21 protein-coding genes and 1 tRNA gene are annotated in these 26,989 nt (G+C 43.5%); 16 read left to right on the top strand and 6 right to left on the bottom strand.

Features of this window, described 5'->3' with window-relative positions; all coding sequences use genetic code 11:
* Positions 1–5 precede the first annotated feature (5 nt).
* From H8S64_RS20255 to H8S64_RS20230, 6 genes are all read left to right on the top strand, one after another.
* Positions 6–2,549, top strand: coding sequence for a BamA/OMP85 family outer membrane protein (locus H8S64_RS20255; RefSeq protein ID WP_186978484.1), 2,544 nt, complete (start codon positions 6–8; stop codon positions 2,547–2,549).
* A gap of 156 nt (positions 2,550–2,705) precedes the next feature.
* Entirely contained in the window at positions 2,706–3,224 is a 519-nt protein-coding gene (locus H8S64_RS20250) for an OmpH/Skp family outer membrane protein (protein ID WP_099293951.1), read from the top strand.
* 106 nt (positions 3,225–3,330) lie between these two features.
* Complete coding sequence (murI, locus tag H8S64_RS20245) at positions 3,331–4,155, top strand: glutamate racemase (RefSeq protein WP_186978483.1); 825 nt, start codon at positions 3,331–3,333, stop codon at positions 4,153–4,155.
* A gap of 97 nt (positions 4,156–4,252) precedes the next feature.
* The gene (locus H8S64_RS20240; protein ID WP_186978482.1) at positions 4,253–6,448 is read left to right on the top strand and encodes a RelA/SpoT family protein; all 2,196 of its coding nucleotides are present in this window, start codon (positions 4,253–4,255) and stop codon (positions 6,446–6,448) included.
* A gap of 84 nt (positions 6,449–6,532) precedes the next feature.
* Positions 6,533–6,985, top strand: a complete 453-nt coding sequence (locus tag H8S64_RS20235) for a Fur family transcriptional regulator (RefSeq protein WP_099293947.1) — start codon at positions 6,533–6,535, stop codon at positions 6,983–6,985.
* Positions 6,986–7,032: 47 nt separating this feature from the next.
* Entirely contained in the window at positions 7,033–8,301 is a 1,269-nt protein-coding gene (locus tag H8S64_RS20230; protein ID WP_186978481.1) for an adenylosuccinate synthase, read from the top strand.
* A 75-nt stretch (positions 8,302–8,376) separates the two neighbouring features.
* Here H8S64_RS20230 and nhaD read toward each other — a convergent pair whose 3' ends face one another.
* On the bottom strand, positions 8,377–9,720 hold the full coding sequence (gene nhaD / locus H8S64_RS20225; RefSeq protein ID WP_366483016.1) for a sodium:proton antiporter NhaD: 1,344 nt from the start codon (positions 9,718–9,720) through the stop codon (positions 8,377–8,379).
* A 70-nt stretch (positions 9,721–9,790) separates the two neighbouring features.
* On the opposite strand from nhaD, the gene H8S64_RS20220 reads away from it, so the two are divergent.
* The gene (locus tag H8S64_RS20220) at positions 9,791–10,453 is read left to right on the top strand and encodes an MgtC/SapB family protein (protein ID WP_176555178.1); all 663 of its coding nucleotides are present in this window, start codon (positions 9,791–9,793) and stop codon (positions 10,451–10,453) included.
* Between the two features lie 27 nt (positions 10,454–10,480).
* Here H8S64_RS20220 and recQ read toward each other — a convergent pair whose 3' ends face one another.
* A complete protein-coding gene (gene recQ, locus H8S64_RS20215) occupies positions 10,481–12,655 on the bottom strand; it encodes a DNA helicase RecQ (protein ID WP_099293941.1) in 2,175 nt (724 codons plus the stop codon).
* A 237-nt stretch (positions 12,656–12,892) separates the two neighbouring features.
* On the opposite strand from recQ, the gene H8S64_RS20210 reads away from it, so the two are divergent.
* From H8S64_RS20210 to tig, 5 genes are all read left to right on the top strand, one after another.
* The gene (locus tag H8S64_RS20210; protein WP_186978480.1) at positions 12,893–13,858 is read left to right on the top strand and encodes a KpsF/GutQ family sugar-phosphate isomerase; all 966 of its coding nucleotides are present in this window, start codon (positions 12,893–12,895) and stop codon (positions 13,856–13,858) included.
* 64 nt (positions 13,859–13,922) lie between these two features.
* Positions 13,923–16,439 (top strand): DUF5686 and carboxypeptidase-like regulatory domain-containing protein, encoded by a 2,517-nt coding sequence (locus H8S64_RS20205; protein WP_366483014.1) that lies wholly within the window; start codon positions 13,923–13,925, stop codon positions 16,437–16,439.
* 69 nt (positions 16,440–16,508) lie between these two features.
* Positions 16,509–17,240 (top strand): LPS export ABC transporter ATP-binding protein, encoded by a 732-nt coding sequence (gene lptB, locus H8S64_RS20200; protein WP_099293939.1) that lies wholly within the window; start codon positions 16,509–16,511, stop codon positions 17,238–17,240.
* 64 nt (positions 17,241–17,304) lie between these two features.
* Positions 17,305–17,386: transfer RNA gene (locus tag H8S64_RS20195), tRNA-Leu, on the top strand.
* 82 nt (positions 17,387–17,468) lie between these two features.
* Complete coding sequence (tig, locus tag H8S64_RS20190) at positions 17,469–18,824, top strand: trigger factor (protein ID WP_186978479.1); 1,356 nt, start codon at positions 17,469–17,471, stop codon at positions 18,822–18,824.
* A 267-nt stretch (positions 18,825–19,091) separates the two neighbouring features.
* Here tig and H8S64_RS20185 read toward each other — a convergent pair whose 3' ends face one another.
* Complete coding sequence (locus H8S64_RS20185) at positions 19,092–20,045, bottom strand: DMT family transporter (RefSeq protein ID WP_186978478.1); 954 nt, start codon at positions 20,043–20,045, stop codon at positions 19,092–19,094.
* A 119-nt stretch (positions 20,046–20,164) separates the two neighbouring features.
* Positions 20,165–20,851, bottom strand: a complete 687-nt coding sequence (locus tag H8S64_RS20180) for a tetratricopeptide repeat protein (RefSeq protein WP_186978477.1) — start codon at positions 20,849–20,851, stop codon at positions 20,165–20,167.
* A gap of 217 nt (positions 20,852–21,068) precedes the next feature.
* Between H8S64_RS20180 and recF the strand changes: the two genes are divergently transcribed.
* The 4 genes from recF (at position 21,069) to H8S64_RS20160 (ending at position 25,106) form a co-directional block, all read left to right on the top strand.
* Positions 21,069–22,175 carry a DNA replication/repair protein RecF gene (gene recF / locus H8S64_RS20175; RefSeq protein WP_186978476.1) on the top strand — a complete coding sequence of 369 codons (1,107 nt, stop codon included), beginning with the start codon at positions 21,069–21,071 and terminating at the stop codon, positions 22,173–22,175.
* 63 nt (positions 22,176–22,238) lie between these two features.
* Complete coding sequence (locus H8S64_RS20170) at positions 22,239–22,529, top strand: DciA family protein (protein ID WP_255302090.1); 291 nt, start codon at positions 22,239–22,241, stop codon at positions 22,527–22,529.
* Positions 22,530–22,554: 25 nt separating this feature from the next.
* Positions 22,555–24,351 (top strand): bifunctional lysophospholipid acyltransferase family protein/GNAT family N-acetyltransferase, encoded by a 1,797-nt coding sequence (locus H8S64_RS20165; protein WP_186978475.1) that lies wholly within the window; start codon positions 22,555–22,557, stop codon positions 24,349–24,351.
* Positions 24,352–24,446: 95 nt separating this feature from the next.
* Positions 24,447–25,106, top strand: a complete 660-nt coding sequence (locus H8S64_RS20160) for a LysE family translocator (RefSeq protein ID WP_099293932.1) — start codon at positions 24,447–24,449, stop codon at positions 25,104–25,106.
* Here H8S64_RS20160 and H8S64_RS20155 read toward each other — a convergent pair.
* Positions 25,100–25,585 (bottom strand): DUF6036 family nucleotidyltransferase, encoded by a 486-nt coding sequence (locus H8S64_RS20155; RefSeq protein ID WP_186978474.1) that lies wholly within the window; start codon positions 25,583–25,585, stop codon positions 25,100–25,102. The genes H8S64_RS20160 and H8S64_RS20155 overlap by 7 nt on opposite strands.
* A gap of 234 nt (positions 25,586–25,819) precedes the next feature.
* The gene (gene hydE / locus H8S64_RS20145) at positions 25,820–26,866 is read right to left on the bottom strand and encodes a [FeFe] hydrogenase H-cluster radical SAM maturase HydE (protein ID WP_186978472.1); all 1,047 of its coding nucleotides are present in this window, start codon (positions 26,864–26,866) and stop codon (positions 25,820–25,822) included.
* Positions 26,867–26,989 lie beyond the last annotated feature (123 nt).

Below are 26,989 nucleotides of genomic sequence, written 5' to 3'. Positions count from 1 at the left end.
CTCAAATGACAGGAAAAATAACGCTTGTATTAATATTTATATTGTGTATTTGTGGAGCAAAAGCTCAAGTTGCAGATACTGTGCAGCAGCAAGTTGATATCTATTATTCTTCCCCGAAGACCTATGAATTGGCAGGGGTAAAGGTTGTCGGCGGAGATTATGACGGGTTGGCATCCATAGCCGGGTTGACGATAGGAATGCCTATTCAAATTCCGGGTGAAACGATAACGAGAGCGATCAAGAGGCTTTACGATCAAGGTTTGTTTTCGAATATATCCATTGCTGTCGACCGGATTGAAGATGACAAGGTATATTTGACCATGTACATTCAGGAACGGCATAAGCTTTCGAAGATCAATTACATCGGTTTGAAGAAATCCGAGGAAAACAAGATCAAGGAAAAAATGAACTTGGGAGTGGGGTCGCAGGTCACGGATTTCATGAAGACGACCTTGAAAAGCCAAGTCGAGAAATACTTGAAAGAGAAAGGATATTATAACACGAATATCAAGATTATTCAACGGGATGATCCAAAAGAGAAGAATTACGTGGTTCTGGATGTCATCGTGGAGAAACACAATAAAATAAAGATTGCCGACATTATCATTAACGGAAACGAACAAATGAAAGACGGTCGTCTGAAAGCTGCCATGAAGAAGACGAAAGAAAAATCATTGGTTAATTTCTTTAAATCGTCAAATTATATTGAGAAGAATTATGACGAAGATAAGTATCATCTTGTCGATAAATATAACGAGAAAGGTTTCCGCGACGCGGTGATTGTTTCCGATAGTGTTGTCCAGATATCCCCGAAACGGGTGAAGATCTATATTGATGTGCAGGAAGGAAATAAATACTATTTCAATAATATCTCTTGGGTAGGTAATACAATATATGATTCAGAGACGTTGAGCCGTATATTGAATATCAAAAAAGGAGATGTATATAATAGTAAGTACTTGAACGAACGTATTACCACGGACGAGGATGCCGTATCCAATATATACCAGAATAACGGGTATTTGTTCTCTCGTCTGATGCCGATCGAAACTATCGCGGGTGAAGATTCTATAAATCTGGAAATCCGTGTTGCCGAGGGTACTCAGGCCACGATTAACAAGGTGATTATTCAAGGTAACAACCGTACCCACGAGCACGTGATTCGTCGGGAATTGTACGTGTACCCGGGTGAGTTGTTCAGTCGAGAAGATATTATACGAAGCGCACGTGAATTGGCGAATATGGGACATTTCGATCCGGAACAAATAGCACCGGACTTGGTGAATGTTAATCAGGAAGCGGGAACAACGGATGTCATATTCAAGTTAGTCGAGAAAGCGAATGATAAGATCGAGCTTTCGGGAGGTTGGGGAGCCGGTATGATCATCGGTTCGGTAGGATTGACCTTCACGAACTTCTCTATCCGTAATATTTTTAATTGGGATACTTATCGTCCTCTTCCGCAGGGTGACGGTCAGACGTTCAGTTTGAAGGCCCAGACGAACGGTAAATATTATACTTCATTCAGTTTATCATTCCGTGAACCTTGGCTGGGAGGAAAGAAACCGAACTCGTTGAGTGTTTCTTTGTATTTCTCTCGTCAGACAGGTTATTCCAGCAGTTACCGGAATTCTTATTACGCTCAGGCGGCGAATGCGTCCGACTATTACGACACCCGTCAGTTGATGCTTACTTATGGATTCAGCGTGGGATTGGGACGTCGTATCAAGTGGCCGGATGACTGGTTCACGATGTATAACGAGATTTCATTCCAGAGATATCAGTTGAAGAATTGGCCTTATTATATATTTAGTAACGGAAATTCGAACAACCTTTCTATTGCCACGGTGATCAAACGGAGTTCTATTGATAACCCCTTGTTCACGAAAAGAGGTAGTGAGTTCTCTTTCTCGTTGGCATTGACTCCGCCTTATTCTTTGTTCTCCAGCCGTCATTTCGAGGCAGAGAAAGATCAGATTAAATACAGGTGGATCGAGTACCACAAATGGAAATTCAGTGGAAAGATTTTCACTCCTCTGACTCATAGCGAGAAACGTCCTTTGGTACTTTATGCTTCTGCCCAGTACGGTTATTTGGGACACTATGATAAAAACCGGAAGTCTCCGTTCGAGGGATTCGAGATGGGAGGTGACGGAATGTCCGGTTATAGTTTGTACGGACGTGAATATGTCGGTTTGCGCGGTTACGAGAACGGATCATTGACGAACGCGGGTTCCAGCTTTATGGCTCCGCAAGGGTCTGACGCCAGCTTGTATTCCAAGTTCACGCTTGAATTACGTTACCCGATCTCTTTGGCTCAGTCGGCAACGATCTATGCTTTAGGGTTCTTGGAAGCAGGTAACTCGTGGTACGAACTGAAGGATTTCGAACCGTTTAACTTGTATCGTTCTGCGGGAGTCGGTTTGCGCGTATTCCTGCCGATGTTCGGGTTGCTCGGTATCGACTGGGGATATGGATTTGATGATGTACCCGGACGCTCCGGTGTCGGTGGTTCTCAATTCCACTTTGTGTTGGGACAAGAATTCTAATATTTTAGATTTAGGATTTCAGATTTTAGATGAATTTTTCACTTGAATCTGAAATTGTAAATCATAAATTGTAAATTATAGCATACATTATGTATGCAGGCTAGGAATGGGAAATTAATTTTATTATTTTTGTGAGACATTTTAAAGACAAACATTATGAAGAATACAATTAAACTATTTGCCTTGGTGGCATTTATATTTGTAGCATTTGCTACTTCTGCTCAAACGGCAAAACCGATCAAATTAGGTCATCTTGACGTGCAAAAAGTGATGGCGATAATGCCTGAAACTAAGAAAGCTGAAGCTGAATTACAAGCAAAACAGGCAGAGATTGAAAAAGAATTAAGATCAATGACCGAGAATTACCAGAAGGAGATTCAAGAATATCAGGCTAATGAAAAAACATATTCAGAATTGACTCGTGCTAATAAAGAGCAGTCAATCAGAAGTCTGGGAGAGAGAATCCAGAGTTTCCGGGAGTTAGCCGATCAACAAATGCAAGAAACTTACAATAAATTGATGGGTGAGATCATGGATAAAATACAGAAAGCTACACAAGAAGTAGGTAAAGAGAATGGTTTTACTTATATTTTTACCCAGAATGCTTTATTGTATGCCGCTGATAATAGCGAAGATGTATTGCCCTTGGTAAAGAAAAAATTGGGACTTCAATAATCGTATATATAAAGTAAATAAAGTCGCCCGAAAGGCGGCTTTTTTTTTGCATTAATTGCGAATAAAAAGTATATTAGCAGCTATTAATTTAAATAAATTTAGATATATGCATAGTCCGATAGGGGTGTTTGATTCTGGTTATGGGGGGTTGACAATATTGAAAGATATTGTGAAAGAGATGCCGGAGTATGATTATATCTACTTGGGCGACAACGCTCGTACCCCTTACGGTACACGTTCTTTTGACGTGGTGTACAAGTACACGCGGGAAGCGGTGTTGAAATTGTTCGATATGGGATGCCGATTGGTTATCCTTGCCTGTAACACGGCTTCGGCAAAGGCGTTAAGGACAATACAACAAGTCGATTTACCGCAGATAGATGCCGGACAGAGAGTGTTGGGTGTCATCCGACCTAGCGTGGAGGCGGTCGCTGATTTTACGCGTAACGGGCATATCGGTGTACTTGCTACCTCGGGTACGGTGGCTTCCGAGTCTTATTTGCTTGAAATAGCGAAAATCCATTCTGGAAAAGGATTTGAAGTGACGCAACAAGCCTGTCCGATGTGGGTGCCTCTCGTTGAAAATAACGAGATTGATTCCCCGGGGGCAGCTTTTTTTGTGCAGAAATATATAGATCTTTTAATGCAGGCAGATCCCATGATTGATACGGTTGTACTGGCATGTACACATTATCCTCTTTTGCGCGGGGTAATTGACCGTTTTATTCCCCGGGGAGTAAAAGTTATTCAGCAGGGAGAGATCGTGGCCCGGAGTTTGAAGGATTATTTATATCGTCATCCTGAAATGGAAGGAATGCTTTCACGAGGGGGACAAGTGGAGTTCCTTACCACTGAAAAAGGAGGGATGTTTGATAAAATGGCAGCTTTATTTATGCAGGCGGATGTGGTGTCGCGGCATATAGAAATATAAGATTTACGATTTATGATTTACGATTTATGATTCGAGGGACAGGGAGTGGGCAGGAATCTAAAATCTGAAATCAATAAATCTAAAATTGGAGACGGTTATGAACGAGCAGGAAATGATTAACGCGGCTTTCGAGGATTTGTTACAATCTTTGCGAAAGGGAACGACAGAAGAGAGTATAAAATTAATTCGCACGGCTTTCGAGTTTGCCCGGGAAGCTCATCAAGGGGTAAAACGGAAGTCGGGTGAGCCTTATATATTGCACCCGATCGCGGTAGCGAAGATTGCGGCTAAAGAGATCGGCTTGGGAACCAAGTCGGTTATCGCCGCGTTATTGCATGATGTCGTGGAGGATACGGACTACACGGTAGAGGATATTGCTAATTTGTTCGGGGCGAAGATTGCTTCTTTGGTGGACGGGTTGACCAAGATCAGTGAAGTTATGGGAAGTGATACCACCAAGCAGGCTGAGAGTTTTCGGAAAATGATACTGACTCTGGCGGATGATGTACGTGTTATTCTGATCAAGATTGCCGACCGTTTGCACAATATGCGCACGTTGGATGCCATGCCGGAACACAAGCAGGTAAAGATTGCCAGTGAAACCTTATATATATACGCTCCTTTGGCTCACCGGATGGGATTGCACGCCATCAAGACGGAGTTGGAAGATTTGAGTTTAAAATACGAAAATCCGCTTGAATATCAGGAGCTGGAAAAGAAAATTCATGCTTACCGGGACGAGAATACCGGGTTATACCAACAGTTCATAGCCCCCATTCGGGAACGCCTGACGGAAAGCGGTTACCAGTATGATATCACCGCCCGGACAAAGAGCGTGTATTCGGTGTGGTCTAAGATGCAGCGCAGGCATATTTCTATCGAGGAAATTTATGATTTACTTGCCGTGCGTATCGTGTTTGATCCCAAGGACAATCAGCCGGAGAAATGGCAATGCTGGAATATTTATTCTTTGATTACGGATATGTATAGCCCGAAGCCGGAGAGAATCCGGGATTGGGTGAGTGTACCCAAGGCAAACGGTTACGAGGCATTGCATCTGACGGTCATGGGACCCGGAGGTAAATGGATAGAGGTGCAAATCCGTTCCCGTAGGATGGATGAAATCGCGGAAAAGGGGTTAGCAGCCCACTGGAAATATAAAGGTGATAATGCCGAGGCAAGCAACGAGGTGGATAAATGGTTGGCGGGGATTAAAGAGATGCTGGAACAGCCCGGAACGGATGCTTTGGAGTTCTTGGACGAGTTCAAGCTAAATCTTTTCGCTAAAGAAATTCGGGTTTTCACTCCTAAGGGAGATATGAGAACCTTACCGAAGGGAGCGACCGTGTTGGATTTTGCTTATGACATTCACACGGAGATCGGGAACTCCTGTATCGGTGGAAAGGTCAATCATAAATTGGTGCCGATGAGCCACGTGCTGCAAAGCGGGGATCAGGTGGAGGTGTTGACAAGTGATAAACAGAAGCCGCAGAGTGATTGGTTGGACTTTATCGTGACGGCAAAGGCGAGGAATAATATATTGATGATTTTCCGTCGGGAGAAAAAGGAACAGGTGAAGATCGGAACGATGATGTTCGAGAACTTGTTGGAAGATATGAAATTGCCTTTTGGTACGGAGAACCTGAACAAGGCTCTGTTGCATCTGAAATTGGATAATAAAGATGATCTTTATGTCAGTTTGGCGAAAGGGAATTTGAGTGTCGAAGACGTGCGGAAGGCATTGAAGAAAAAGTCGGAGAATAAATTCGTGAAGTATTGGAAATTGCAGTTCTTCAAAAGCGATAAAGAGAAAGCCCCGGCCGAGAAAGAAGAAGGAAAGATCATTAATGACGTGACGGAAGATGCTTCGGATTTTATCATTGCTCCTTGTTGTCACCCGATTCCCGGTGATGATGTAGTCGGGATGAAGATCGAGGGGGATAAGATCACCGTGCACAAGCGTAAATGCCCGGAAGCCATACGACTGATGTCCAGTTACGGGGATAAGATTGTCCCGGTGAAGTGGGTTAGCCACAAGATCATGTCTTTCCTTGCGGTAATTAAATTGAACGGGATTGACAGTATCGGAATCGTCAGCGATATCACGATGATTATCTCGAAAGAGAGTAACGTGAATATGCGTACCGTGCATTTTGAAACGAAAGACGGGATATTCGAGGGAATGATTCATCTTTACGTGCATAACACTGCCGATTTGAACAATTTAATGATGAAAATCTCTTCTCTGAAGGGCGTCGAGAACGTTTCAAGAGTGGAGAATTTGGATGTCTAAATTAAATTTCGTCTAAATAGTGAGTTTTCTTCGGATAAAAGTTGTAACTTAGCCATGTTGTAAATTGAATTAGCTTTGGACTCAATGGAAAAAATAAAGGAGACGGTAAAAGAGATTTTTACCACTTACCTGCAACAGCAAGGACATCGGAAGACGCCCGAGAGGTATGCCATTCTGGATGAGATTTATTCACATGCCGGGCATTTTGATATCGAATCCCTGTACGTTTTTATGAAGAACAAGAACTACAGGGTAAGCCGTGCCACTTTGTATAACACGATCGATTTATTGTTGGAATGTAAATTGGTTATCAAGCACCAATTCGGGAATAATATCGCGCAGTTCGAACGGGCTTATAATAACAAGAAGCATGAGCATATCGTGTGCAAGATATGCGGAAAAGTGGAAGAGTTCTCGGATTCCCGCTTGGAGGAGATCGTGGAACACGTGGAGGAGAAATATGATTTTTCCGTGCATCATCACATGCTTTATATTTATGGGATTTGTCACGCTTGCAAGTTGGCGGGAAAGAAATAAATATTATTTTTGCATGTTTGTTTTTTAAGAAGTTAAAATTATATCAGATGAAAGTAGATGTATTGTTGGGATTGCAATGGGGAGATGAAGGAAAAGGGAAAGTGGTCGATGTACTGACCCCTAGGTATGATGTCGTGGCTCGTTTTCAAGGAGGACCTAATGCCGGTCATACACTTGAATTTGAAGGGCAGAAATATGTACTTCGTTCCATCCCGTCCGGAATATTTCAAGGGGATAAGGTGAATATTATCGGTAACGGAGTGGTAGTTGATCCAGCTTTGTTTAAAGCGGAGGCCGAGGCTTTGGCCGCTTCCGGACATGATCTCAAAAAGAAACTTCATATATCAAAGAAAGCACACTTGATTCTGCCGACGCACCGGTTGTTGGATGCAGCTTACGAGGCAGCCAAAGGGGATGCGAAAGTGGGGACTACCGGAAAAGGTATCGGACCGACATACACGGATAAAATCAGTCGTAACGGTGTGCGCGTGGGAGATATCCTGCATGATTTCGAGAATAAATACGCTCGGGCAAAAGCTCGTCACGAACAGATATTGAAAAGTTTGAATTTCTCTTATGACCTGACGGGGATGGAGAAAGAATGGATGGAAGGTATTGAATACTTGAAGCAATTCCAACTCGTGGATAGCGAGCATGAAATAAATCGATACTTGGATGACGAGAAATCAATCTTGGCGGAAGGTGCACAAGGAACAATGTTGGATATCGATTTCGGTTCTTATCCTTTTGTGACTTCTTCCAATACGGTATGTGCCGGTGCTTGTACCGGGTTGGGAATAGCTCCCCATCGTATCGGTGAAGTGTACGGAATTTTTAAAGCATACTGTACCCGCGTGGGAAGCGGACCTTTCCCGACAGAGTTGAATGACGAGACAGGCGAGAAATTGTGTGACTTGGGACACGAGTTCGGTTCCGTAACCGGACGCAGACGTCGTTGCGGTTGGGTAGATCTGGTAGCTTTAAAATATGCCATCATGATTAACGGGGTGACTCAACTGATCATGATGAAGAGTGATGTGTTGGACTCCTTTGACACGATACAGGCTTGTGTGGCTTACGAGGTAAACGGGGAGGAAGTTGATTATTTCCCCTACGATATCACGGAAGGTGTAAAACCGATTTATACCGAATTGCCGGGATGGAAATGCGATATGACCAAAATGACTTCGGAAGATGAATTTCCGGAAGAATTTAATAATTATCTGGCATTCCTTGAAGAAGAAACCGGAGTGCCTATCAAGATTGTATCCGTGGGACCCGACCGGGGACAAACGATCGAGAGATATACAGAATAGTCCGTAAGGTCTAAAGTCCATAAGGTCTGTAAGGTCAGAAAGATGACTTTATGGACCTTATGGACTTTATAGACTTTATAGACTTTCGACTATGTAGTATATACCTATTCCCGCCAGATACCCGAGAGTAGCAATCCATGTAATGTGCTTGAGGTACCATGTGAAATTGATTTTTTCCATACCCATAACAACTACTCCCGCGGCAGAACCGATAATCAGAATACTGCCGCCTATACCGGCACAATAGGCGAGAAGTTCCCAGAAAGTTCCGTCCGTGGTGAAATTCATCATATAAGCGGAGAGGTGTGTACCGTCGGCATGAGTAAGCGGGTACATCCCCATGGCTGCCGCCACGAGAGGAACGTTGTCAATGACGGAGGAGAGAAAGCCGATAATCGTGTTGATAAAATAGACATTGTGTATTCGATCATTCAAGAAAGTTGCCATTTGGTCTAAAATTCCCACGACTTGTAACGCGGCAACGGCCATTAATATTCCAAGAAAGAATAGTAGTGTGGAATAGTCGACTTTCGAGAGAATGGAAGGAATGCGATGCGTGTTTTCTCGCGTGATATTTTTTTTGCGGTTGTATAGCATCTCCGTGTATATCCATACACAACCTAAGGCAAACATGATACCCATGAATGGTGGCAGGTTCGTGAGTTCCTTGAACACGGGAACGAAGATCAGACTGCCGATGCCTAGAGCGAGAATCGTGATTTGTTCTTTGTGTGAAATACCCGGGAGATTCGAACGAATACTAGCGGATTGATCTTGAATTTCACCTTTCAACCAGAATGTCGCGATGCCGACGGGAATAAGTAGAGAAACCAGACTGGGTAGAAACAGGTGGCGGATGACGTTCATGGACGTGATATTGTTGTGAATCCATAACATGATCGTGGTCACGTCCCCGATGGGAGTCCATGCACCCCCCGCGTTGGCGGCAATAATGATGATACTGCCGAAAATCCAACGTTCTTGCTGATTTGTAACAAGTTGGCGCAGGAGCATAATCATCACGATAGCTGTCGTTAAATTATCCAGAACGGAAGACATGATAAAGGTGATGAATGCGATGAGCCAGAGTAGTTTCCGTTTGTTTCTCGTTGTGATGTGTTTGGTAATCAGATTGAACCCTTCGTGCGTGTCTACCCATTCGACAATCGTCATGGCTCCCAGTAAGTAGAATAAAATTTCCGCGGTATTCCCGAGGTGTTCTATAATTTGAGTATTTACATCCAGTTTTGTTTGAAACAAAGCGAATACCCATAACGTGATTCCCAAGATAAGAGCTATGGCGGTTTTGCTGACGCCGATTTGTCGTTCCAGTGCGATCAGAGTGTATCCGAGGATAAATGTGATAATGATGGTTAGTATCATGTCTGTGAACTTTTTGGACTGAATTGTATCTTTCATACGCAATTTTGCGTAGATTGGTTTATCTTTGTGGTGAACATGAGGTTAAAATAAAATGTAACACGATATGATGACATGGGATTTTTTCTTGCGGTTGTTGGTAGCCGGGATACTGGGGGCGCTGATTGGTTTGGATCGTGAGTACAGGGCAAAAGAAGCCGGATTCCGAACTCACTTCCTCGTTGCTTTGGGAAGTGCCCTGTTTATGATTGTTTCGAAATATGGTTTCTGGGATATCTTGGGGGACACGGGTATAGGACTCGACCCCAGCCGTATTGCGGCACAGGTGGTAAGTGGTATCGGTTTCCTTGGAGCGGGAACAATTATCATACAGAAATTATTTGTACGGGGATTGACCACTGCTGCCGGGATATGGGCAACTTCCGCTATCGGTTTGGCGGTAGGTGCCGGGCAATATTGGTTGGGAATATGCGCCATGTTATTAACATTGTTGGGATTGGAAGGTCTGGGGTATTTATTCCAGAAGTTCAGCCAACGGAATGTTTTGTTAGTGTTCACAACGTCAAGTCAAGAAGTTATAAAAGAGATAACCGACGAGATCAAACGGAAAAAACACCAGATAGGTTCTTACTCCACGGAGTCAGGTAAATTAGGGGATATAACCACTTACCGGGTAACTATGGTCATTCGGACGCATAAGACGGGAGATGAAACTTTATTGTTTCAATTCATTCAGCATCTTCCGGATGTGATTCTGGACAGAATGGAATAAAAAAGCGACCGAAAGGTCGCTTTTTTATTAGTTTCCATGTTTGGAATGTAATTTCAATCGCATCAGTCGGAGATCTTCTTCTGAATAGTCGCCGTCAAATTCATCGTAAGCGTCACCGATATTATCGCTTTTCGCTTCCATGAAATAATCCATGATTTCTTGTTGTTGTTCATCATCCAGAATCTTATTGATATAGTAATCAATATTCAGTTTTGTTCCGGAGAAGACGATGGCTTCCATTTCCTTGATGAGTTCTTCAAAAGTTAATCCTTCAGCAGAAGCGATGTCTTCCAAATCAATTTGGCGATCAATATTTTGAATGATATATACCTTGAATTTCGATTTGTTGGCAACTGTTTTTACAACCAGATCTTGGGCTCTTTCGATCTCGTTGTCTTCAACATACTGTTTGATGACCTCAACGAATTCCTGCCCGTACTTCTGGGCTTTTCCGGTACCGACACCCTGAATGTTGGCTAACTCTTCCAACGTGATCGGGTAATTGGTACACATGTCTTCCAAAGAAGGATCCTGAAAAATGACGTATGGCGGCAGGTTATTTTTCTTGGCAATCTTTTTCCGTAAGTCTTTCAGTATGGCAAACAGAGTGTTGTCAAGTGCTGATACACCTCCCTTTTCCTGAAGTTTCTCTTCAGATTCTTCAAAATTATGATCTTCCATCAGCATAAAGTCTTTAGGTTCCTTTAAAAACTCGTGGCCTTCTTTTGATAATTTGATGACCCCGTATTGTTCAATATCTTTCTCTATATAATTACTAATAAGCGCTCGTCTGAAAACCATGTTCCAGAATTGTGAACTTTTGTCGGAGCCGATACCAAAAGATTCCAGCTCGTCATGATGATACGATTTTATCATTGAATCGGTTTCCCCGATCAAGACTTTAACCAAATGGTCGACCTTGAATTTTTCTTTTACTTCAAGTACGGCGTTGAGCGCGTCAATCAAGAATTCCTTGCCCTCGAACTCTTTCTTCGGGTACAGACAATTGTCGCAGGCGCCACAATTCTCCTCGTCATAATTCTCCCCGAAATAGTGTAATAACACTTTTCTCCGGCACAAGGATGTTTCGGCGTAAGAAACCGTTTCCATCAAGAGTTGCTTCCCGATTTCCTGCTCGGCGATAGGTTTGCCCTGCATGAATTTTTCCAACTTCTGAATATCTTTATAGCTATAGAATGTCAAGCAGTACCCTTCTCCGCCATCCCGTCCCGCACGTCCTGTTTCTTGATAGTATCCTTCCAGACTTTTAGGAATATCATAGTGGATCACGAAACGTACGTCCGGTTTGTCGATGCCCATACCGAAAGCGATCGTGGCTACAATCACGTTTACTTCCTCCATCAGGAATTTATCTTGATTGCTGCTACGGGCAGCGGCATCCATTCCCGCGTGATAACTGGCAGCTTTGATGCCGTTCACGCAAAGCAATTCCGTGAGTTCTTCCACCTTTTTGCGGCTCAGGCAATAGATGATACCGGATTTCCCCTCGTTGTTTTTTATAAACTTGATGATATCTTTGGCCGGATCAGTTTTAGGGCGAACCTCGTAATAAAGATTCGAACGGTTGAAAGAGGATTTGAAAACCTGAGCGTCGAGCATATCCAGATTTTTCTGAATGTCGTGTTGTACCTTCGGGGTAGCCGTTGCCGTCAAGGCAATGATGGGGGCTTTCCCGATTTGTTCGACAATCGGTCTGATTTTACGGTATTCCGTACGGAAATCATGTCCCCATTCCGAAATACAGTGAGCCTCATCAACGGCAAAGAAAGAGATTCGAACTTTACGGAGAAATTCGACATTACTTTCCTTGGTCAAGGATTCCGGAGCCACGTATAGTAATTTGGTCTTCCCGCTTAGGACATCCTCTTTTACACTCAAGATGTCACTTTTACTGAGTGAAGAATTCATGAAGTGGGCAACCCCCTCTGACGCGCTGAAGGAACGCATGGCATCTACCTGATTTTTCATAAGAGCAATCAAGGGAGATATCACGATAGCTGTTCCGTCGAGTATTAGTGCAGGTAGTTGATAACATAAAGATTTACCCCCTCCTGTCGGCATCAAAACAAACGTGTTATTCCCGGCAAGGACATTCTTTATTATCTCCTCCTGATTCCCTTTGAAACTATCAAAGCCGAAATACTCTTTTAATTTAGCATGTAAATCTATCTGCAATCCCATTGTTTTATTTAAATTTTCACACACCCTGTTTTTAGACGGGTGCGCAAATTTATAACTTAATTTGTTTTTCCAAACAAAATATTCAATAATAAATCTATCACCACTCGTTTTTAAGCTATCACAAAAAATGATACTTTTGTCCCTAGTAAAGTTATAGCAAAAAATGATAAGTACAATAGTTTTTTGTTTTTTTTGCTTGGTTCATGGTGTTAAATAGAATAATTTTAATCGAAAGAGATGGTAGATATAAAAGCATTTGCGCGAAAAGTAATTCAGGATGAGACAGAAGCCATCCAAAATCTGGCAAACTACATAGATGATGATTTTGAGGCTGTCGTTAAGTTAATTTATGAAAGTAAAGGGCGTGTCATCATTACCGGGATAGGAAAGAGCGCGATTATCGCAACAAAAATCGTGGCAACGATGAATTCCACGGGTACTCCGGCGGTATTTATGCATGCCGCGGATGCTATTCATGGAGATTTGGGAATGATTCGGGAGGAAGATGTGGTGATTTGCGTGTCCAAAAGTGGAAATACACCGGAGATAAAAGTATTGATTCCTCTGATCCGTAACAACGGAAACAAGAATATTGTCGCGATGGTGTCCAATACAGACTCGTTTCTGGCGAAAAATGCGCTCTATATATTGAAGGCTAAAGTAGAAAAAGAGGCTTGTCCTTTAAATTTAGCTCCCACAAATTCAACTACGGCACAGTTAGTGCTGGGAGATGCATTAGCGATGTGTTTGATAGAATGTAGAAGTTTCTCTAGTAGGGATTTTGCCAGATATCATCCGGGTGGGACTCTTGGGAAACGGCTTTATACGCGGGTTGCAGACGTTTATGATGGTAACAATCGACCGAATATCAAGATCGAAGCCGGAATACGTCCGGTAATTCTAGCCATGTCGAAAGGGCGTCTGGGAGCCGTGGCGATCGTGGACGACGAAGAACATTTGCTCGGAATTATCACGGATGGGGACTTGCGACGGATGATGGAGAAGTACGAGGATGTCGACGGTTTGACAGCGGGAGATATCATGTCCGGAGCACCTAAAACGATTTCCGAGGAAGAGTTGGCTTATAATGCTTACCGGATGATGGAAAAAAATAGTATCACGCAGTTGGTGGTGGTAGATCGGGAGAATCACTATAAAGGAATGGTACACATACATGACATATTGCACGAAGGAGTGGTATAATATTTGATTTTAAATTTTGAATTTTAGATTGAACGGAAGTCAGTTTGAATTTAAAATTTAGAATTTGAAATTTAAAATGGATAATTTCATGGGACGTGTAAAGTTGTGTTTATTATTTTTCTTGATGATATGGGTTTCTGTGTTGAACGCCCAGACAACAAAGGTGAGGGGAACCGTGACAGACGCGGAAACGGGCGAGCCGTTACCTATGGTGACATTATTATTCGTGGGTACGACAATTGGCGTGACAACGGATTTTGACGGGAATTACTATCTCGAAACGCGGGAGAACGTGAGCGAACTTATGGCAGCGTACGTGTCATACGAGAAACAGACGAAGCCGGTCAATAAAGGTGCTTTTAACACGATTGACTTTAAACTGGTTCCGATTGTCACCGGTTTGGACGAAGTGAAGGTGACACCGGGAGAGAATCCCGCCCATGCGATATTACGCAACATTTCAAAGAACAAGAAAAGAAATAATCCGGCAGAAAAAGAGGCTTACAGCTACTCCACGTACACGAAAATGGAATTGGATGTGGCCAACTTGAAACCCCAGTTCAAGAATAAAAAGTTACAGAAGAATTTCGGGTTTATTTTCCAGTACATGGATACGTCCGCGATCACGGGAAAAGCTTATCTGCCCGTGATGATCTCGGAGGCTTCGGCGGATTATTATTATCGGCGGTCACCCCGTTTGTCCCGGGAGATCGTGAAAGCGAGCCGGATTTCCGGTATTCAGGAGGATTACAGTCTTGCGCAGTTCACGGGACATTTACACGTGAACGTGAACTTGTACGATAACTATATCAATATTTTTGAAGTGAATTTTGTCAGTCCCTTGTGTGATCACGGTTTGCTGTATTACAAGTATTTTCTGGTAGATAGCTTGCAAAAGGAAGGCAGAAAAATATACAAGATTCGTTTTCATCCCAAGGGAAAATCTACGCCCGTGTTTGACGGGGAGGTGAATATCGACTCCACGACTTGGGCGTTAGAGTCTGCCCAGATGCGCATGATAAAAGGTTTGAACGTGAACTGGATTAAGGATCTGGCGATAGAAACGACGAATGAATTGATCAATGATTCGACTTGGTTCTTGAAACAGGATAAGATATTGGCGGACTTCACCGTGCAAATGCGGGATTCTTCCAAGTTGATTTCGTTCATGGGACATCGGCAGATAGACTATTCCAACGTGACCGTGAATGAAGCGATTCCGTCCGAGATTTTGAAACTGGACAGCGAGGTCACTATAAATAAGAATGTTCTCCAGAATGACGAGAATTATTGGCAGAATGCACGACCTTACCAATTGTCGGAAAAAGAACGGAATATATATAATATGGTGGATTCGATTAAAAATGTTCCTCTCTACCAGAATATATATGACATGATCCAGACGGTATTCCTTGGGTATTATAACACGAAATACGTGGGTTTCGGACCCTACTATAAGCTATATAGTTTTAATAAACTGGAAGGAAACCGTTTCCAGTTGGGGGCAAAGACAACCAGTGATTTCAGTAAGCGTATCCGACTCTCGGGCTACGGGGCGTACAGCACGAAAGACCAGAAATTCAAGGGAGGCGGTACCGTGGAATACATGTTCAATAACCAACCGACCTCGAAACTTACCGTGAGTGGCAAGCATGACGTGTTTCAACTTGGCGCGAGCGAGAACGCGTTCACGACAGGTAATATATTGAGTTCGATTTTCTCCCGCGGGAATAACGAGAAGTTGACGATGATTAATGAATTTGATTTCCGTTACGAGAAAGAATGGTGGCAAGGATTTTCCAATAGTTTCGCTCTGGAATATCGTCAGATGTACCCGACGAAATACGTTGATTTTATTCGTCCGGACGGGAAGGAACTTAACCAGATACATACTACGCAATTCCGCTTGGGAACCCGTTTGTCGAAGAACGAGATCGTGGTGCGGCAGGATTTTGACAAAGTGTCCATGGGGTCGGATTTCCCGATCGTAGGTATTGACCTCGTGGCAGGTTTGAAGGGTGTGCTGAACAGTGATTACGAGTATTACCGGGCGGAAATATCCGTGCAACATGACATGCATATTGCTCCTATCGGGTATAGTGACTTTATGATTACGGGTGGAAAGATTTTCGGGAAAGTGCCTTATCCTTTGTTGAAATTGCACGAGGGAAACGCGACCTATTTCTATGACCCGTACGCGTTCTCGTGTATGAATTTTTACGAGTTCGCGTCCGACCTGTGGGCGGCGGTATTCTGGGAACATCATTTCAGGGGATTCTTCTTGAGCAAGATCCCGTTGATGAAACGGTTGAAATGGCGTGAGGTCGTCACGGTGAAAGCATTGTGGGGGCGGTTGTCCGATAAAAACAACGGTAGTTTATCCGATACCCGGGCTATATTATTGTTCCCGGAAGGTATGTCGTCCGTGTCCAAGCCTTATATCGAGGCGGGTGTCGGGGTGGAAAATATCTTGCGTCTGATCCGGGTGGATGCCATCTGGCGATTGACACACCGGGGCGACCGTTCGGGACAAAAAGTGGATAATTTCGCCATAAATTTCTCGATACATCTAAATTTCTAGTAATTTTCAATTTTCAATTTTCAATTTTCAATTGTAAAAGACTATCTTAGCGCGGTAAAACTGAACGATATGAAATTAAGAGCCGAGGACCTTGTAAAAAGATACAAAAGCCGAACCGTTGTAAAAGGGGTTTCCGTGGACGTGCAGCAAGGAGAGATCGTTGGTCTGTTAGGACCTAACGGGGCAGGGAAGACCACCTCGTTTTACATGATCGTGGGATTGATCAAGCCGAATGGCGGGCGTATTTTTTTGGATGACCGGGAAATCACGAAAGAGCCGGTGTACCGTCGGGCACAATTGGGTGTGGGGTATCTGGCGCAGGAGGCTTCCGTTTTCCGTCAATTAAGCGTGGAAGATAACATCAAAGCGGTGCTTGAAATGAGTACTTTCCCGAAAGATTACCAGCGTGAACGTCTGGAAGAGATGCTCGACGAGTTCGGTCTGCAACATATCCGGAAGAGTAAAGGGATACAATTGTCGGGAGGTGAACGTCGGCGCACGGAGATTGCCCGGGCATTGTCGATTGCCCCGAAATTTATCTTGTTGGACGAACCTTTTGCCGGGGTAGACCCTATCGCGGTGGAGGATATCCAGAGTATCGTGCAGAAATTAAAAGAGAAAAATATCGGGATTCTGATCACGGACCACAACGTGCAGGAAACATTATGTATTACCGATCGGGCTTACCTTTTGTATGACGGTCGTATCCTGCAATCCGGAACGGCAGAGGATTTGGCGAATGACCCGGAAGTTAGACGGGTTTATCTCGGTAAAAACTTCGAGTTGAGAAGAAAGAAATAAAAAAAGGGGCAAATCATTTTGCTTTTCATGAAAAAGCAATATATTTGCACCGTCAAAATAGCAAGCGGGCGTGGCGAAACTGGTAGACGCACTAGACTTAGGATCTAGTGCCGCAAGGCGTGGGGGTTCGAGTCCCTTCGCCCGCACTTGAAGAGAGGACCGCCTTAAACAAGGTGGCCTTTTTTGTTTTGTTTGTTTTATCATAAATAGTTTTATACATAGAGAAGTATGAATGTAACGAAAAACCAAATCGATGATCTTAATGCAACAATTAAGATTCAATTGGATAAGGATGATTACGCAACTCGCGTGAGCGACGCGTTGAAAGAATACCAGAAAAAAGCGGTGATCGACGGTTTTCGCAAGGGAAAAACTCCTTTCGGGATTATCAAAAAAATGTATGGTAAAGCCGTTTTGATTGAGGAAATCAACAAGTTGATAGGAGAGAGTCTGTCTAATTTTATCCAAGAGAACGATTTGCACATCTTGGGAGAGCCGCTTCCGAGCGAAACGGATCAGAAAGAATTGAATCTGGATGCTGAAAGTTTCGAGTTCGTATACGATATAGCTATGGCTCCCGTGATGAACGTGAAGTTGAGCAAACGGGAGAAAGTTCCTTATTACATCATCAAGGTGGACGAGGAAATGATAGACAAACAAGTTGAAAGTATCTGCAAGAACAACGGCGAATTGAGTCCCGTGGACGTGATCGAGGGATCGGAATACGTGAAGGGTGAATTGATCGAGTTGGGCGAAGACGGAAAACCGAAAGAAGGCGGAATCCGTGTGGAAGATGCTTCATTGTCTTTGGCTCACATGAAAGATGAAGAGCAAGTAAAATTTTTCGAGGGTAAGAAAGCAGGAAATGAAGTGGTATTCAATCCTTCCAAGGCTTATCCCAACAAAACGGATTACGCTGCTTTGTTACAAGTGAATAAAGAAGAGGCCGAACATATTACTTCTGATTTCTGCTTTATCATTAGCGAGGTTAAACGTTATATCGATGCGGAAGTAAATCAGGCTTTATTTGATAAAGTATACGGTGAAGGCAACGTGAAGAGCGTTGAGGAATTCCGTGCACGCGTGAAAGAAGATTTGGCTAAACAATTCAAAGCTCATAGCGAATATCGTTTGACGGTGGACGCTCGCGACAAGATGTTGAAGAAGAACGAGGACGTTGTTCTTCCTGAAGCATTCTTGAAACGTTGGATGTTAGCTACCAATGAAAATATGACTCCCGAAGCGGTCGAGCAGGATTTCAACGCTTACCGTGACGAGTTCAAATGGCAGTTGATCAAAGGCGACATGATCAAGGATAACAACCTTCGGGTAGAAGACGAGGATATGAAAGCTGTCGGTCGTGAAGTTGCTGCCGCTCAATTGCAACAATACGGGTTGTACGGTTTGTCTGACGAGCAATTGGACGGTTTTGCCGCTCGTTTGTTGGAGAACGAAAAACAACGTTCCAGCTTGTATGACCGTGCCTTGGAAAACAAGATTTTCGACACGATTAAAGAGAGCGTGAAATTGGAAGAACAAGAAATCTCTATGGATGATTTCGGTAAATTGTTCGAGAAGAAATAGATTTAATCTTTTCCGATATAAAACCCCGTCTGAGAAGGCGGGGTTTGTTTTTACCGGGCGATAAATGGAAAATATCGGTCACGTGAAAATCCACAAATCAAGCCAGAACATCCCACCACACGAAGTCCTTTTTCTACCGAAATCGACTCCTTCTCTCGATATTCAATCGTTGTTGAACCGTTGTTAGCACGTTTCGAAATGTCTGAACCCCGAATAAACAACAAACGAATGACAATATCAGCACCCGGGTGCTTCGTGTTCGTGTCGCTACTTGTACGAATTGCGTGAAGGAATATTCCTCTTGAGCGGAAGTTTGGGGAACAGTTTCCTGAAACGAACCAGATAAGTGGTTACGTTACTTCCGGCAATGATTAATGTTACAGCCAAAATGATCATCAATATACCGCAACTTAATCTCAGTGTCAGAGATTCCCCGAAAACGGTGACGCCGAAGAAGACTGCCGTCAGAGGTTCCAGTGCCCCAAGGATGGCGGTCGGGGTGGAACCGATGTATTGGATTGCCTGCGTGGTACAGAGGAACGATATAGCGGTGGGAAAAATGGCTAACGCGACCAAATTACCCCACAGGTACCATGTGTCGACAACATGAAGGCTTTGCCCGAAATCTACGCGGACGAAGAATAGCGAAAGCCCGAAAAGCAATACATAGAAAGTCAGTTTAAGGGTTGCTATGTCCTTTAGTTTCGGTCGGTTCACACTTACGATATAAATAGCATAGGAGAGAGCCGATACCATAACCAACATGATGCCCGTCAGGTTGAGGGTGTTACCGTCGCCCCCTTTGTAAAGCAAGCCGATACCGCCCAATGCCAGCATGATACATAGGATTGTCTGTATGGTTAATTTCTCTTTGAAGAGAATAGCCATGATCAGCGCGACCATGATCGGGTAGACAAACAATAATGTCGATGCGATACCCGCTTCCATGTAGTTATAACTTTGAAACAGGGTAAGCGAGGATAGAGCCACCAGCAGTCCCATGATAATCAACGGTAATATCTCTTGCTTTTTCAGTTTGAAACTTCGTCCTCTCGCTTTGAGCATGATACCTAGCACGGGAATCGCGAACAGGTATCTGAAAAAGAGTACCGAATCCGGGTTCATGCCCGCCTCGTACAAAGGTAGTGCGAACAAGGGATTCATACCATAAGTCGCCGCGGCAACTGCGCCTAAAACATATCCTTTAGCCTTTACATTCATAACATCGGAATTAGGCGACAAAATTACTATTTTCTATTCGTGTTTATATCCTTTTTTTGAAATAAAAAAGGCATGCATCGAATGCACGCCTTCTAAATAAGCATTATTGAATGTGAGAGTTATTTCATGTTCAATTGAGCGCGGGTGATGTACTTCTCGATCTCTCTGGCTTCCATGGATGCCGGGTATTCTTTCTCCAGTTTCTCGTACATCGCTAATGCGTTCTTGTAGTCTTTTGCTTTTTCGTATGCCAGTCCGGCTTTCATCAAGATAGAAGGGGTGGTCAACAGATTCGTGTTGTCACTACTTGCTTTCTGGTAGTATCCGGCAGCTTTCTTGTATTCGCCCAATTGCATGTAGGCATCCCCGATATTGGCCTTTGCCAAAGTGGAGAATATCATATCATCGGTCGAAAATTTCTCGAGGTATTTAATGGCATTCTGGTTGTCACCCAAGTATAGATAGCATAGACCTGCATAATATTTAGCGAGGTTCCCGCTGGGAGTGGAACCGTAGTCCTCGATAATCTGCAAGAAACCGGGATTGTTGATGTTTCCGTTAAGGGCCAAATTGAAAGAATCTTTTTCAAATAAAGTTTCTGCCACGAACATTTGCTGAAGAGCCTCTTTTTCGAGGGGTTCCTTGTAGAATTTGTGGTAGCCGAAAATAGCGGCAATAACGATAATAACAACAAGAAGACCTCTGACCAATAATTTTGAGTTTCTCTCGATAAATTGTTCTGTTGAGATCGTGGCTTCCTCAATCTGCTCGAAGCCGTCCGCACGTTTCTGGTTATTTTTTGACATTGTTATATGTTTTTATTATTTACTTTTTTATTCCTACGACGCATCCATCGTCAACGTGCAAAATTAGTTTTTTTTTTGATAACAGAAGGGGGACAGCGAAATTTTATGCAAAAAATTATACATTCGTCGGAATCTAAGCTTCTTTTACTTACTTTTGGTGATCGGTCGCGGGTAGACGTTTTATCTTGCGATTTATAACCAGTAACCATTTATTGGCATGATTTTAAAGGATTTGAATATTGTCAACTACAAGAATATCGCCGAGGCAAGTATCGCTTTTTGCCCGAGATTTAATTGTTTTATCGGGAATAACGGGGTGGGGAAAACGAATATACTGGACGCCGTGTATCATCTCTCCATGTGCAAGAGTTATTTCAATTTGCCCGACGCGCAAAGTATCCGGCATGGGGAGGCTTTTTTCGTGTTGGAAGGGATGTACGAGCGGGACGGGGAAGACATTGACGTGTATTGCGGGGTGAAGAAAGGGGTGAAGAAAGTATTCAAGAAAAATAAAAAGTCGTACGAACGGCTTTCGGATCATATCGGTTTATTGCCTCTGGTCATGATTTCCCCGGCAGACGTGATTCTGATAGACGGGGCCAGTGAAGAACGGCGTCGTTTTATCGACGGGGTGATCAGCCAGTGTGACAAAGAGTATCTACAAGTACTGATCCGGTATAATCGGGTGCTGGCGCAACGGAACAGTTTTTTGAAAGAATATGCTGGAATGCCGATAGATGCTGATATGTTATCCGTGTGGGATGAACAGTTGGCTGACAACGGTCGGGTGATTCTGGAACGGCGCCTCGCGTTTATCACGGAATTGGCGGAGGTCTTTCAAGTGTATTATGATCGGGTGGCGTTGGGAAGAGAAAAGGTAACCTTGGAGTACTCCACCACGATAAAAGAAAATGATTACCTGCAATCGTTGCGCGGTAGTTTCGATCGGGATAGAGTGTTGACTTACACGACGGTGGGGATTCACCGGGACGATATCACGCTGAGTATAGAAGGGTATCCCGTGAAGCGGTTGGGTTCGCAGGGGCAGAAAAAGAGTTTTCTCACGGCTTTGAAATTTGCCCAGTTCGCTTATCTGGCTCAACAGAAAGGGGTAAAGCCTTTGCTGTTGCTCGATGATATTTTTGACAAACTGGATGCTGACCGGGTGAGCCAGATTATTCGCATCGTGTCGGAAGAGAATTTCGGGCAGGTTTTTATCACCGACACGAACCGGGGGCATATTGATGAAATATTGCGATTGCACGCTATTGATTATAAAATCTTTAAAGTCGATCAAGGGGTTATCAGTGATTTTAAATTTTAGATTTATGATTTCAAATTGATTAGAAAGTAGTATTTTTGTAGAATAACCAATAAAATAAAGATCGTGAAGCAGGGAAAGACTTTGACAATGGATGAGTTGGTAGAAATGTACTTGGAAGAGATGGGATTATCCCGTCAGTTCAAGGAGAGAGAGGTTTGTCAGGTTTGGCCGGACGTCGTGGGGGGAATGATTGCTTCCCGGACGAAAAGTATACGGATTACAGACGGGAAGATTTTCGTGAGTTTCACTTCTTCCGTGGTGAAAAATGAAATACTGATGGTGAAGGAAGGGCTGATAAAAGCCTTGAACGACAGAATCGGTAGTGATATAGTGAAAGATATTATAGTGTTCTGAAAGGGACATTTAATGCAAAAGATAAATGAGATTAATTGACGCGAATGATTTATTGACAGCCCCGTGGGGTTTAGAGCGTTTCAGGGGAAGTTTGGTTTCCAAGTTGGTCATGTACCTGTTGCGGCTGAACAAGTTGGATAAGTTGAGCACGAAGGTGAACAGTGACGATCCCGAGCTGGTGATCGATAGTTTGATGGAGGCTCTGGGGGTAACTGTCGAGATAAACGAGGAAGACCTTGAAAAAATACCGAAGGAAGGGGCGTTTATCACGGTGTCCAATCATCCGTTCGGGGGATTGGACGGTATTATTTTGATTAAGTTATTGTGCAAGATTCGTCCGGACTATAAAGTAATGGCGAATTTCCTGCTGAAGAAGATTACCCCGATACAGGATTACGTGCTGGGACTGGAACCGGCTTCCCGTCGGAAAAACCCGAATACTCGGGTGATCAAGGAGGCCGTGCGTCACGTCATAGATGGTAAACCGTTGGGTATATTCCCGGCGGGGGAGGCTTCTACTTATCAAGTGGATTCGAATCATGTCGAGGATAAGGAGTGGGATACTTCCGTGTTGAAATTGGTCAAGATGGCGAGAGTCCCGGTCATTCCCATTTATTTCAAGGGCTCGAACAGTTTGTTATTTTACCTGTTGGGACTGATTCACCCGATGTTGAGGAATATGAAGTTGCCTTCAGAATTATTGAATAAGAAGAATCGGGTGGTGAAATTGCGAATCGGGAACCCTATCGGTTTGGATTCGCAGGATTCATTCCATGATTTATCCCAGTACGGGAAATTTTTACGTGCCAAGACCTATTTACTTGGCTCGGCACTAGAGGTAAAGAAGTTTTTCATTAAATCACAAAAAGCTATGCCTAAAGCGGAACCTATCGCGGCGGAAACGGATAGTGCGGTGTTGAAGAAGGAGATCGCGGGCATCGCCGACGATTACTTGTTATTTAACATGAAGAACTACGATGTTTATTGCTCCCCGTCCGTGAAAATCCCGAACGTGTTGAACGAGATCGGGCGTTTGCGGGAACTTACGTTCCGTGCTGTCGGCGAGGGTACAAATCGTAGTATTGATTTGGACGAGTTTGACTTGTATTATTATCATCTTTTTATCTGGGACAAGGAAGAGGAGAAGATTGTGGGTGCTTACCGCGTGGGAAAAGGGAAAGAAATTATCGACCGCTACGGGATAAAAGGATTTTATATTCATACCTTGTTCAAGATGCGGAAGGAGATGTTGCCGGTATTGTACGAGTCCATTGAATTAGGACGTTCTTTTATCACGGAGGAATATCAACGGAAGCCTCTTCCCTTGTTTATGCTGTGGAAGGGTATTCTTTATTTCTTGTTGAAGAATCCGGAGTACCGTTATTTGATAGGTCCCGTCACGATTAGCGGGAAATACACGGAAGCCTCGAAGGAGTTGATAATGAAATTTATTCAAGCGAATCATTATAGCCACGAGTTAGCGAAATACGTGGTACCGCGTTCAAAATATCAAGTACATTCGGAGGAACCCGGGGTACAGGTCATGTTGGATGCGGCACGGCAGGATATTGGCGTGTTGGACAAGATGATCGGTGATATAGAGCCGTCGAGTGATAAATTACCGGTATTATTGAAAAAATATATTTCTCTGAATGCTAGAATTATCGGTTTTAATATTGATCCGAAATTTAATATGTGTTTGGACGGTTTACTTATTTTAGATATTTTTGACGTGCCGATGAAGACGATCGAGTCGCTGTCGAAGGAGATTAACGACGATACGATATTGAGCAGGTTCTCATCGGATAACGTGGAATTATAAAATTGATAGATTCTGTGATTGCCGATTTGATGATTCAGTGATTGAAAATCACTAAATCTAAAATCTAAAATCCTTAAATCTAAAATTAGAATGGGATGTACGATATATTGTATCTATTCAAGGGAATGCTGGTGGGACTGATGGTATCTATTCCTTTAGGACCCATGGGGGTGTTGATTATCCAAAAGACGCTGCATAAAGGTGCGTTATCGGGTTTTATCGCCGGGATGGGTGCGGCTTCGGCTGACCTTTTCTACGCTGCCGTGGCGGCATTCGGGTTGGGATTCGTGATTAATATCGTACAGGCTCATGAGTTGTTACTACAAATTATTGGAGGGATATTCCTGATCGTGATAGGATTGAAGATTTATTTCGACAACCCGATACGGCAGATTCGCCAGCGTCGTCAGGGACGGGTGAGCAAAACCGGACTTTTGGGTGATTATCTCTCGCTTTTTTTTCTGACGGTTTCCAATCCCATTACGGTGGTGGTGTTCATGGCGGTTTTTGCCGGGATGTCGGTGTTCGGGGAATCGTCTTCTTTGCTGGGTGAGGTGTTGGTGGTTGCCGGCGTGTTATTGGGCGGTGGTGTGTGGTGGTACACGCTTTCCACGCTGGTGAATATTTTCCGGAAGAAATTCCGTTTGCGCGTACTTATCACTATCAACCGGGTATCCGGGATGATAATTACTATATTGGGGGCTTTGGTTATTCTTTCTGCTTTTGCCCCGTTCAAGAATTTAGTGATTCAGTGATTATTGTTTTCCTGAATCTTTCTCAATTCAATAATATCGTATAAATCTTTAGGGCGTCCTGCCTTGATTTTGCTGTTGATCAAATCATTGAAAGCGATTACTTCGTAGGAAATTTTTTTACCGTCTATTTCGTTGGTGGCGGTGTATCTTTGTTTATAACATTCATCAAAACTTCTACCGGGATTGAATGATGTAATTAATTCGATGTCAATAATAGGACTTATTTTTATAGAGATGTTTTGTTGTCCGGTTTTTACTTCTTGGGGGAAATCATCGAATTCGTATCCAAGTTCATTTAAAGCATCTTTTAGCGCAATGAGATTTACCGGAGTCGTGTCAATCCAAAAATCAACATCTGCGGAATGACGTTGGTAACCGTAAAAGTTGACTGCTCCTCCCCCAACCATTAGCATTTTAACCCTGTATTTTTGAGCTAAGGCTATGAACATCCATACATCTTCTTCAAAGTTTGGGTTCATTTTGTACGCTTTAGTATGAAATTGTTTGTTTTCTCTTCACGTTTTGTTTGAAACTTATTGATCTCGGCCATTAAACGCAGAAAGAATACAAACCTTTCGTTAGGTGTTCTTTCCTTGGCCTCACGATCTCGTCTGGCTTGACTTTCTTTTTTTGTTTCAAATCTGATCTCCATGGGTACAATCCTTTATCTATACAAATATAGGTATATATTTTTGATTAATCATTTTCAACTTTCAATTTTCCATCCTCGATTGAAAATGTCGCGAGTCGCCCCACGCGCCATAGGCTACTTCGCAGCCGCTTTTAAGGATGCTTTCTTCCAGTTTGCGCATGGATTCTGCCGCTCCTTCATGGATGCCCGGTTTGTTCTCGTAGAGTTTATAAAGGGTTCGGTTTGTCGTGGGAGTAATATTGGGCATGACAACGTTAGCTCCTATTTCCAGCGCTTTTTCCCGACCGTCCGCTTGTATGGCTTGCAAGGCGGTGGTTGCCGCGATATTGATGTCCGGCATGAGTAGGCGGAGGGCAGCTACCATGTGGATAGACAGGCGTAGGCGTTCTTCCAAGGGGAGTAACAAGTGGCGGTGTTGATATAACGGGGTGGCGTGGTGTTCCAGATAGGGACCCATGCCCACCATGTCGATATCCATGGATTGTAGAAACAATAAATCATTTGCCAAATCGGTGATGGTCTGAAAGGGAAGACCAATCATGACTCCGGTTCCCGTTTGATAACCTGTTCGTTGTAACCTTTCCAAGCATTTTAAACGGGTGGCGTGGGAATGTAGCGCGTTGTTCGGGTGGATTTTCGCGTAAAGTTCCGGGTTGGAAGTTTCGATACGTAGCAGGTAACGGTGTGCGCCCGCGTCAAACCAACGCTTGTACGTGTCTTCCGTTTGTTCCCCGAGGGAGAGCGTGATTCCCAGTTCGTTATTACTGTTTTTTTTGATTTCTTTTAATAAACGGGTGATGCGCTCCGTGAATTCCCGGTCAGAACGCTCCCCACCTTGAAGTACGATAGAACCGAACCGGTGCGTGTACGCGAAATCTGCCGCCTCGAGGATTTCCTCGTCCGATAAAGCATAACGTGCCGTTTCCGTGTTTGATTTCCGGATACCGCAATAGAAACAGTCTTTGGTGCAGATGTTGGATATCTCGATTAACCCCCTCAAGTACACCTTGTTCCCGATGGTTTGATTTTTTATTTCTTTTGCTTCCGCGTAGAGCCGTTCTTCATCTTCTCCCCGGCAAATCAACATCTTTTCCAGTTTCTCTATCATGTGTGAGTTTATAAAGTTTATAAGGTTCGTAAAGTTTATAAGGTATTTTACAAACTTTATGACGGGAAAGGCTTAGCCTTTTCTAAGAACAAATTTAGTAAAATCAACTCTTTTTCCTACTTT

The sequence above is a fragment of the Butyricimonas hominis genome (assembly GCF_014287455.1).
In the GTDB taxonomy this organism is placed as follows: Bacteria; Bacteroidota; Bacteroidia; order Bacteroidales; family Marinifilaceae; genus Butyricimonas; species Butyricimonas muris.
Note: the sequence above shows the minus strand (reverse complement) of the source record. Positions and strands in the feature narration are given on the sequence as shown.

Excerpts from the sequence above, each read along its gene's own strand:
- H8S64_RS20255 (WP_186978484.1), top strand. The coding sequence starts at position 6 with ATGACAGGAAAAATAACGCTTGTATTAATATTTATATTGTGTATTTGT.
- H8S64_RS20250 (WP_099293951.1), top strand. The coding sequence starts at position 2,706 with ATGAAGAATACAATTAAACTATTTGCCTTGGTGGCATTTATATTTGTA.
- murI (WP_186978483.1), top strand. The coding sequence starts at position 3,331 with ATGCATAGTCCGATAGGGGTGTTTGATTCTGGTTATGGGGGGTTGACA.
- H8S64_RS20240 (WP_186978482.1), top strand. The coding sequence starts at position 4,253 with ATGAACGAGCAGGAAATGATTAACGCGGCTTTCGAGGATTTGTTACAA.
- H8S64_RS20235 (WP_099293947.1), top strand. The coding sequence starts at position 6,533 with ATGGAAAAAATAAAGGAGACGGTAAAAGAGATTTTTACCACTTACCTG.
- H8S64_RS20230 (WP_186978481.1), top strand. The coding sequence starts at position 7,033 with ATGAAAGTAGATGTATTGTTGGGATTGCAATGGGGAGATGAAGGAAAA.
- nhaD (WP_366483016.1), bottom strand. The coding sequence starts at position 9,720 with ATGAAAGATACAATTCAGTCCAAAAAGTTCACAGACATGATACTAACC.
- H8S64_RS20220 (WP_176555178.1), top strand. The coding sequence starts at position 9,791 with ATGACATGGGATTTTTTCTTGCGGTTGTTGGTAGCCGGGATACTGGGG.
- recQ (WP_099293941.1), bottom strand. The coding sequence starts at position 12,655 with ATGGGATTGCAGATAGATTTACATGCTAAATTAAAAGAGTATTTCGGC.
- H8S64_RS20210 (WP_186978480.1), top strand. The coding sequence starts at position 12,893 with ATGGTAGATATAAAAGCATTTGCGCGAAAAGTAATTCAGGATGAGACA.
- lptB (WP_099293939.1), top strand. The coding sequence starts at position 16,509 with ATGAAATTAAGAGCCGAGGACCTTGTAAAAAGATACAAAAGCCGAACC.
- tig (WP_186978479.1), top strand. The coding sequence starts at position 17,469 with ATGAATGTAACGAAAAACCAAATCGATGATCTTAATGCAACAATTAAG.
- H8S64_RS20185 (WP_186978478.1), bottom strand. The coding sequence starts at position 20,045 with ATGAATGTAAAGGCTAAAGGATATGTTTTAGGCGCAGTTGCCGCGGCG.
- H8S64_RS20180 (WP_186978477.1), bottom strand. The coding sequence starts at position 20,851 with ATGTCAAAAAATAACCAGAAACGTGCGGACGGCTTCGAGCAGATTGAG.
- recF (WP_186978476.1), top strand. The coding sequence starts at position 21,069 with ATGATTTTAAAGGATTTGAATATTGTCAACTACAAGAATATCGCCGAG.
- H8S64_RS20165 (WP_186978475.1), top strand. The coding sequence starts at position 22,555 with ATGAGATTAATTGACGCGAATGATTTATTGACAGCCCCGTGGGGTTTA.
- H8S64_RS20160 (WP_099293932.1), top strand. The coding sequence starts at position 24,447 with ATGTACGATATATTGTATCTATTCAAGGGAATGCTGGTGGGACTGATG.
- H8S64_RS20155 (WP_186978474.1), bottom strand. The coding sequence starts at position 25,585 with ATGAACCCAAACTTTGAAGAAGATGTATGGATGTTCATAGCCTTAGCT.
- hydE (WP_186978472.1), bottom strand. The coding sequence starts at position 26,866 with ATGATAGAGAAACTGGAAAAGATGTTGATTTGCCGGGGAGAAGATGAA.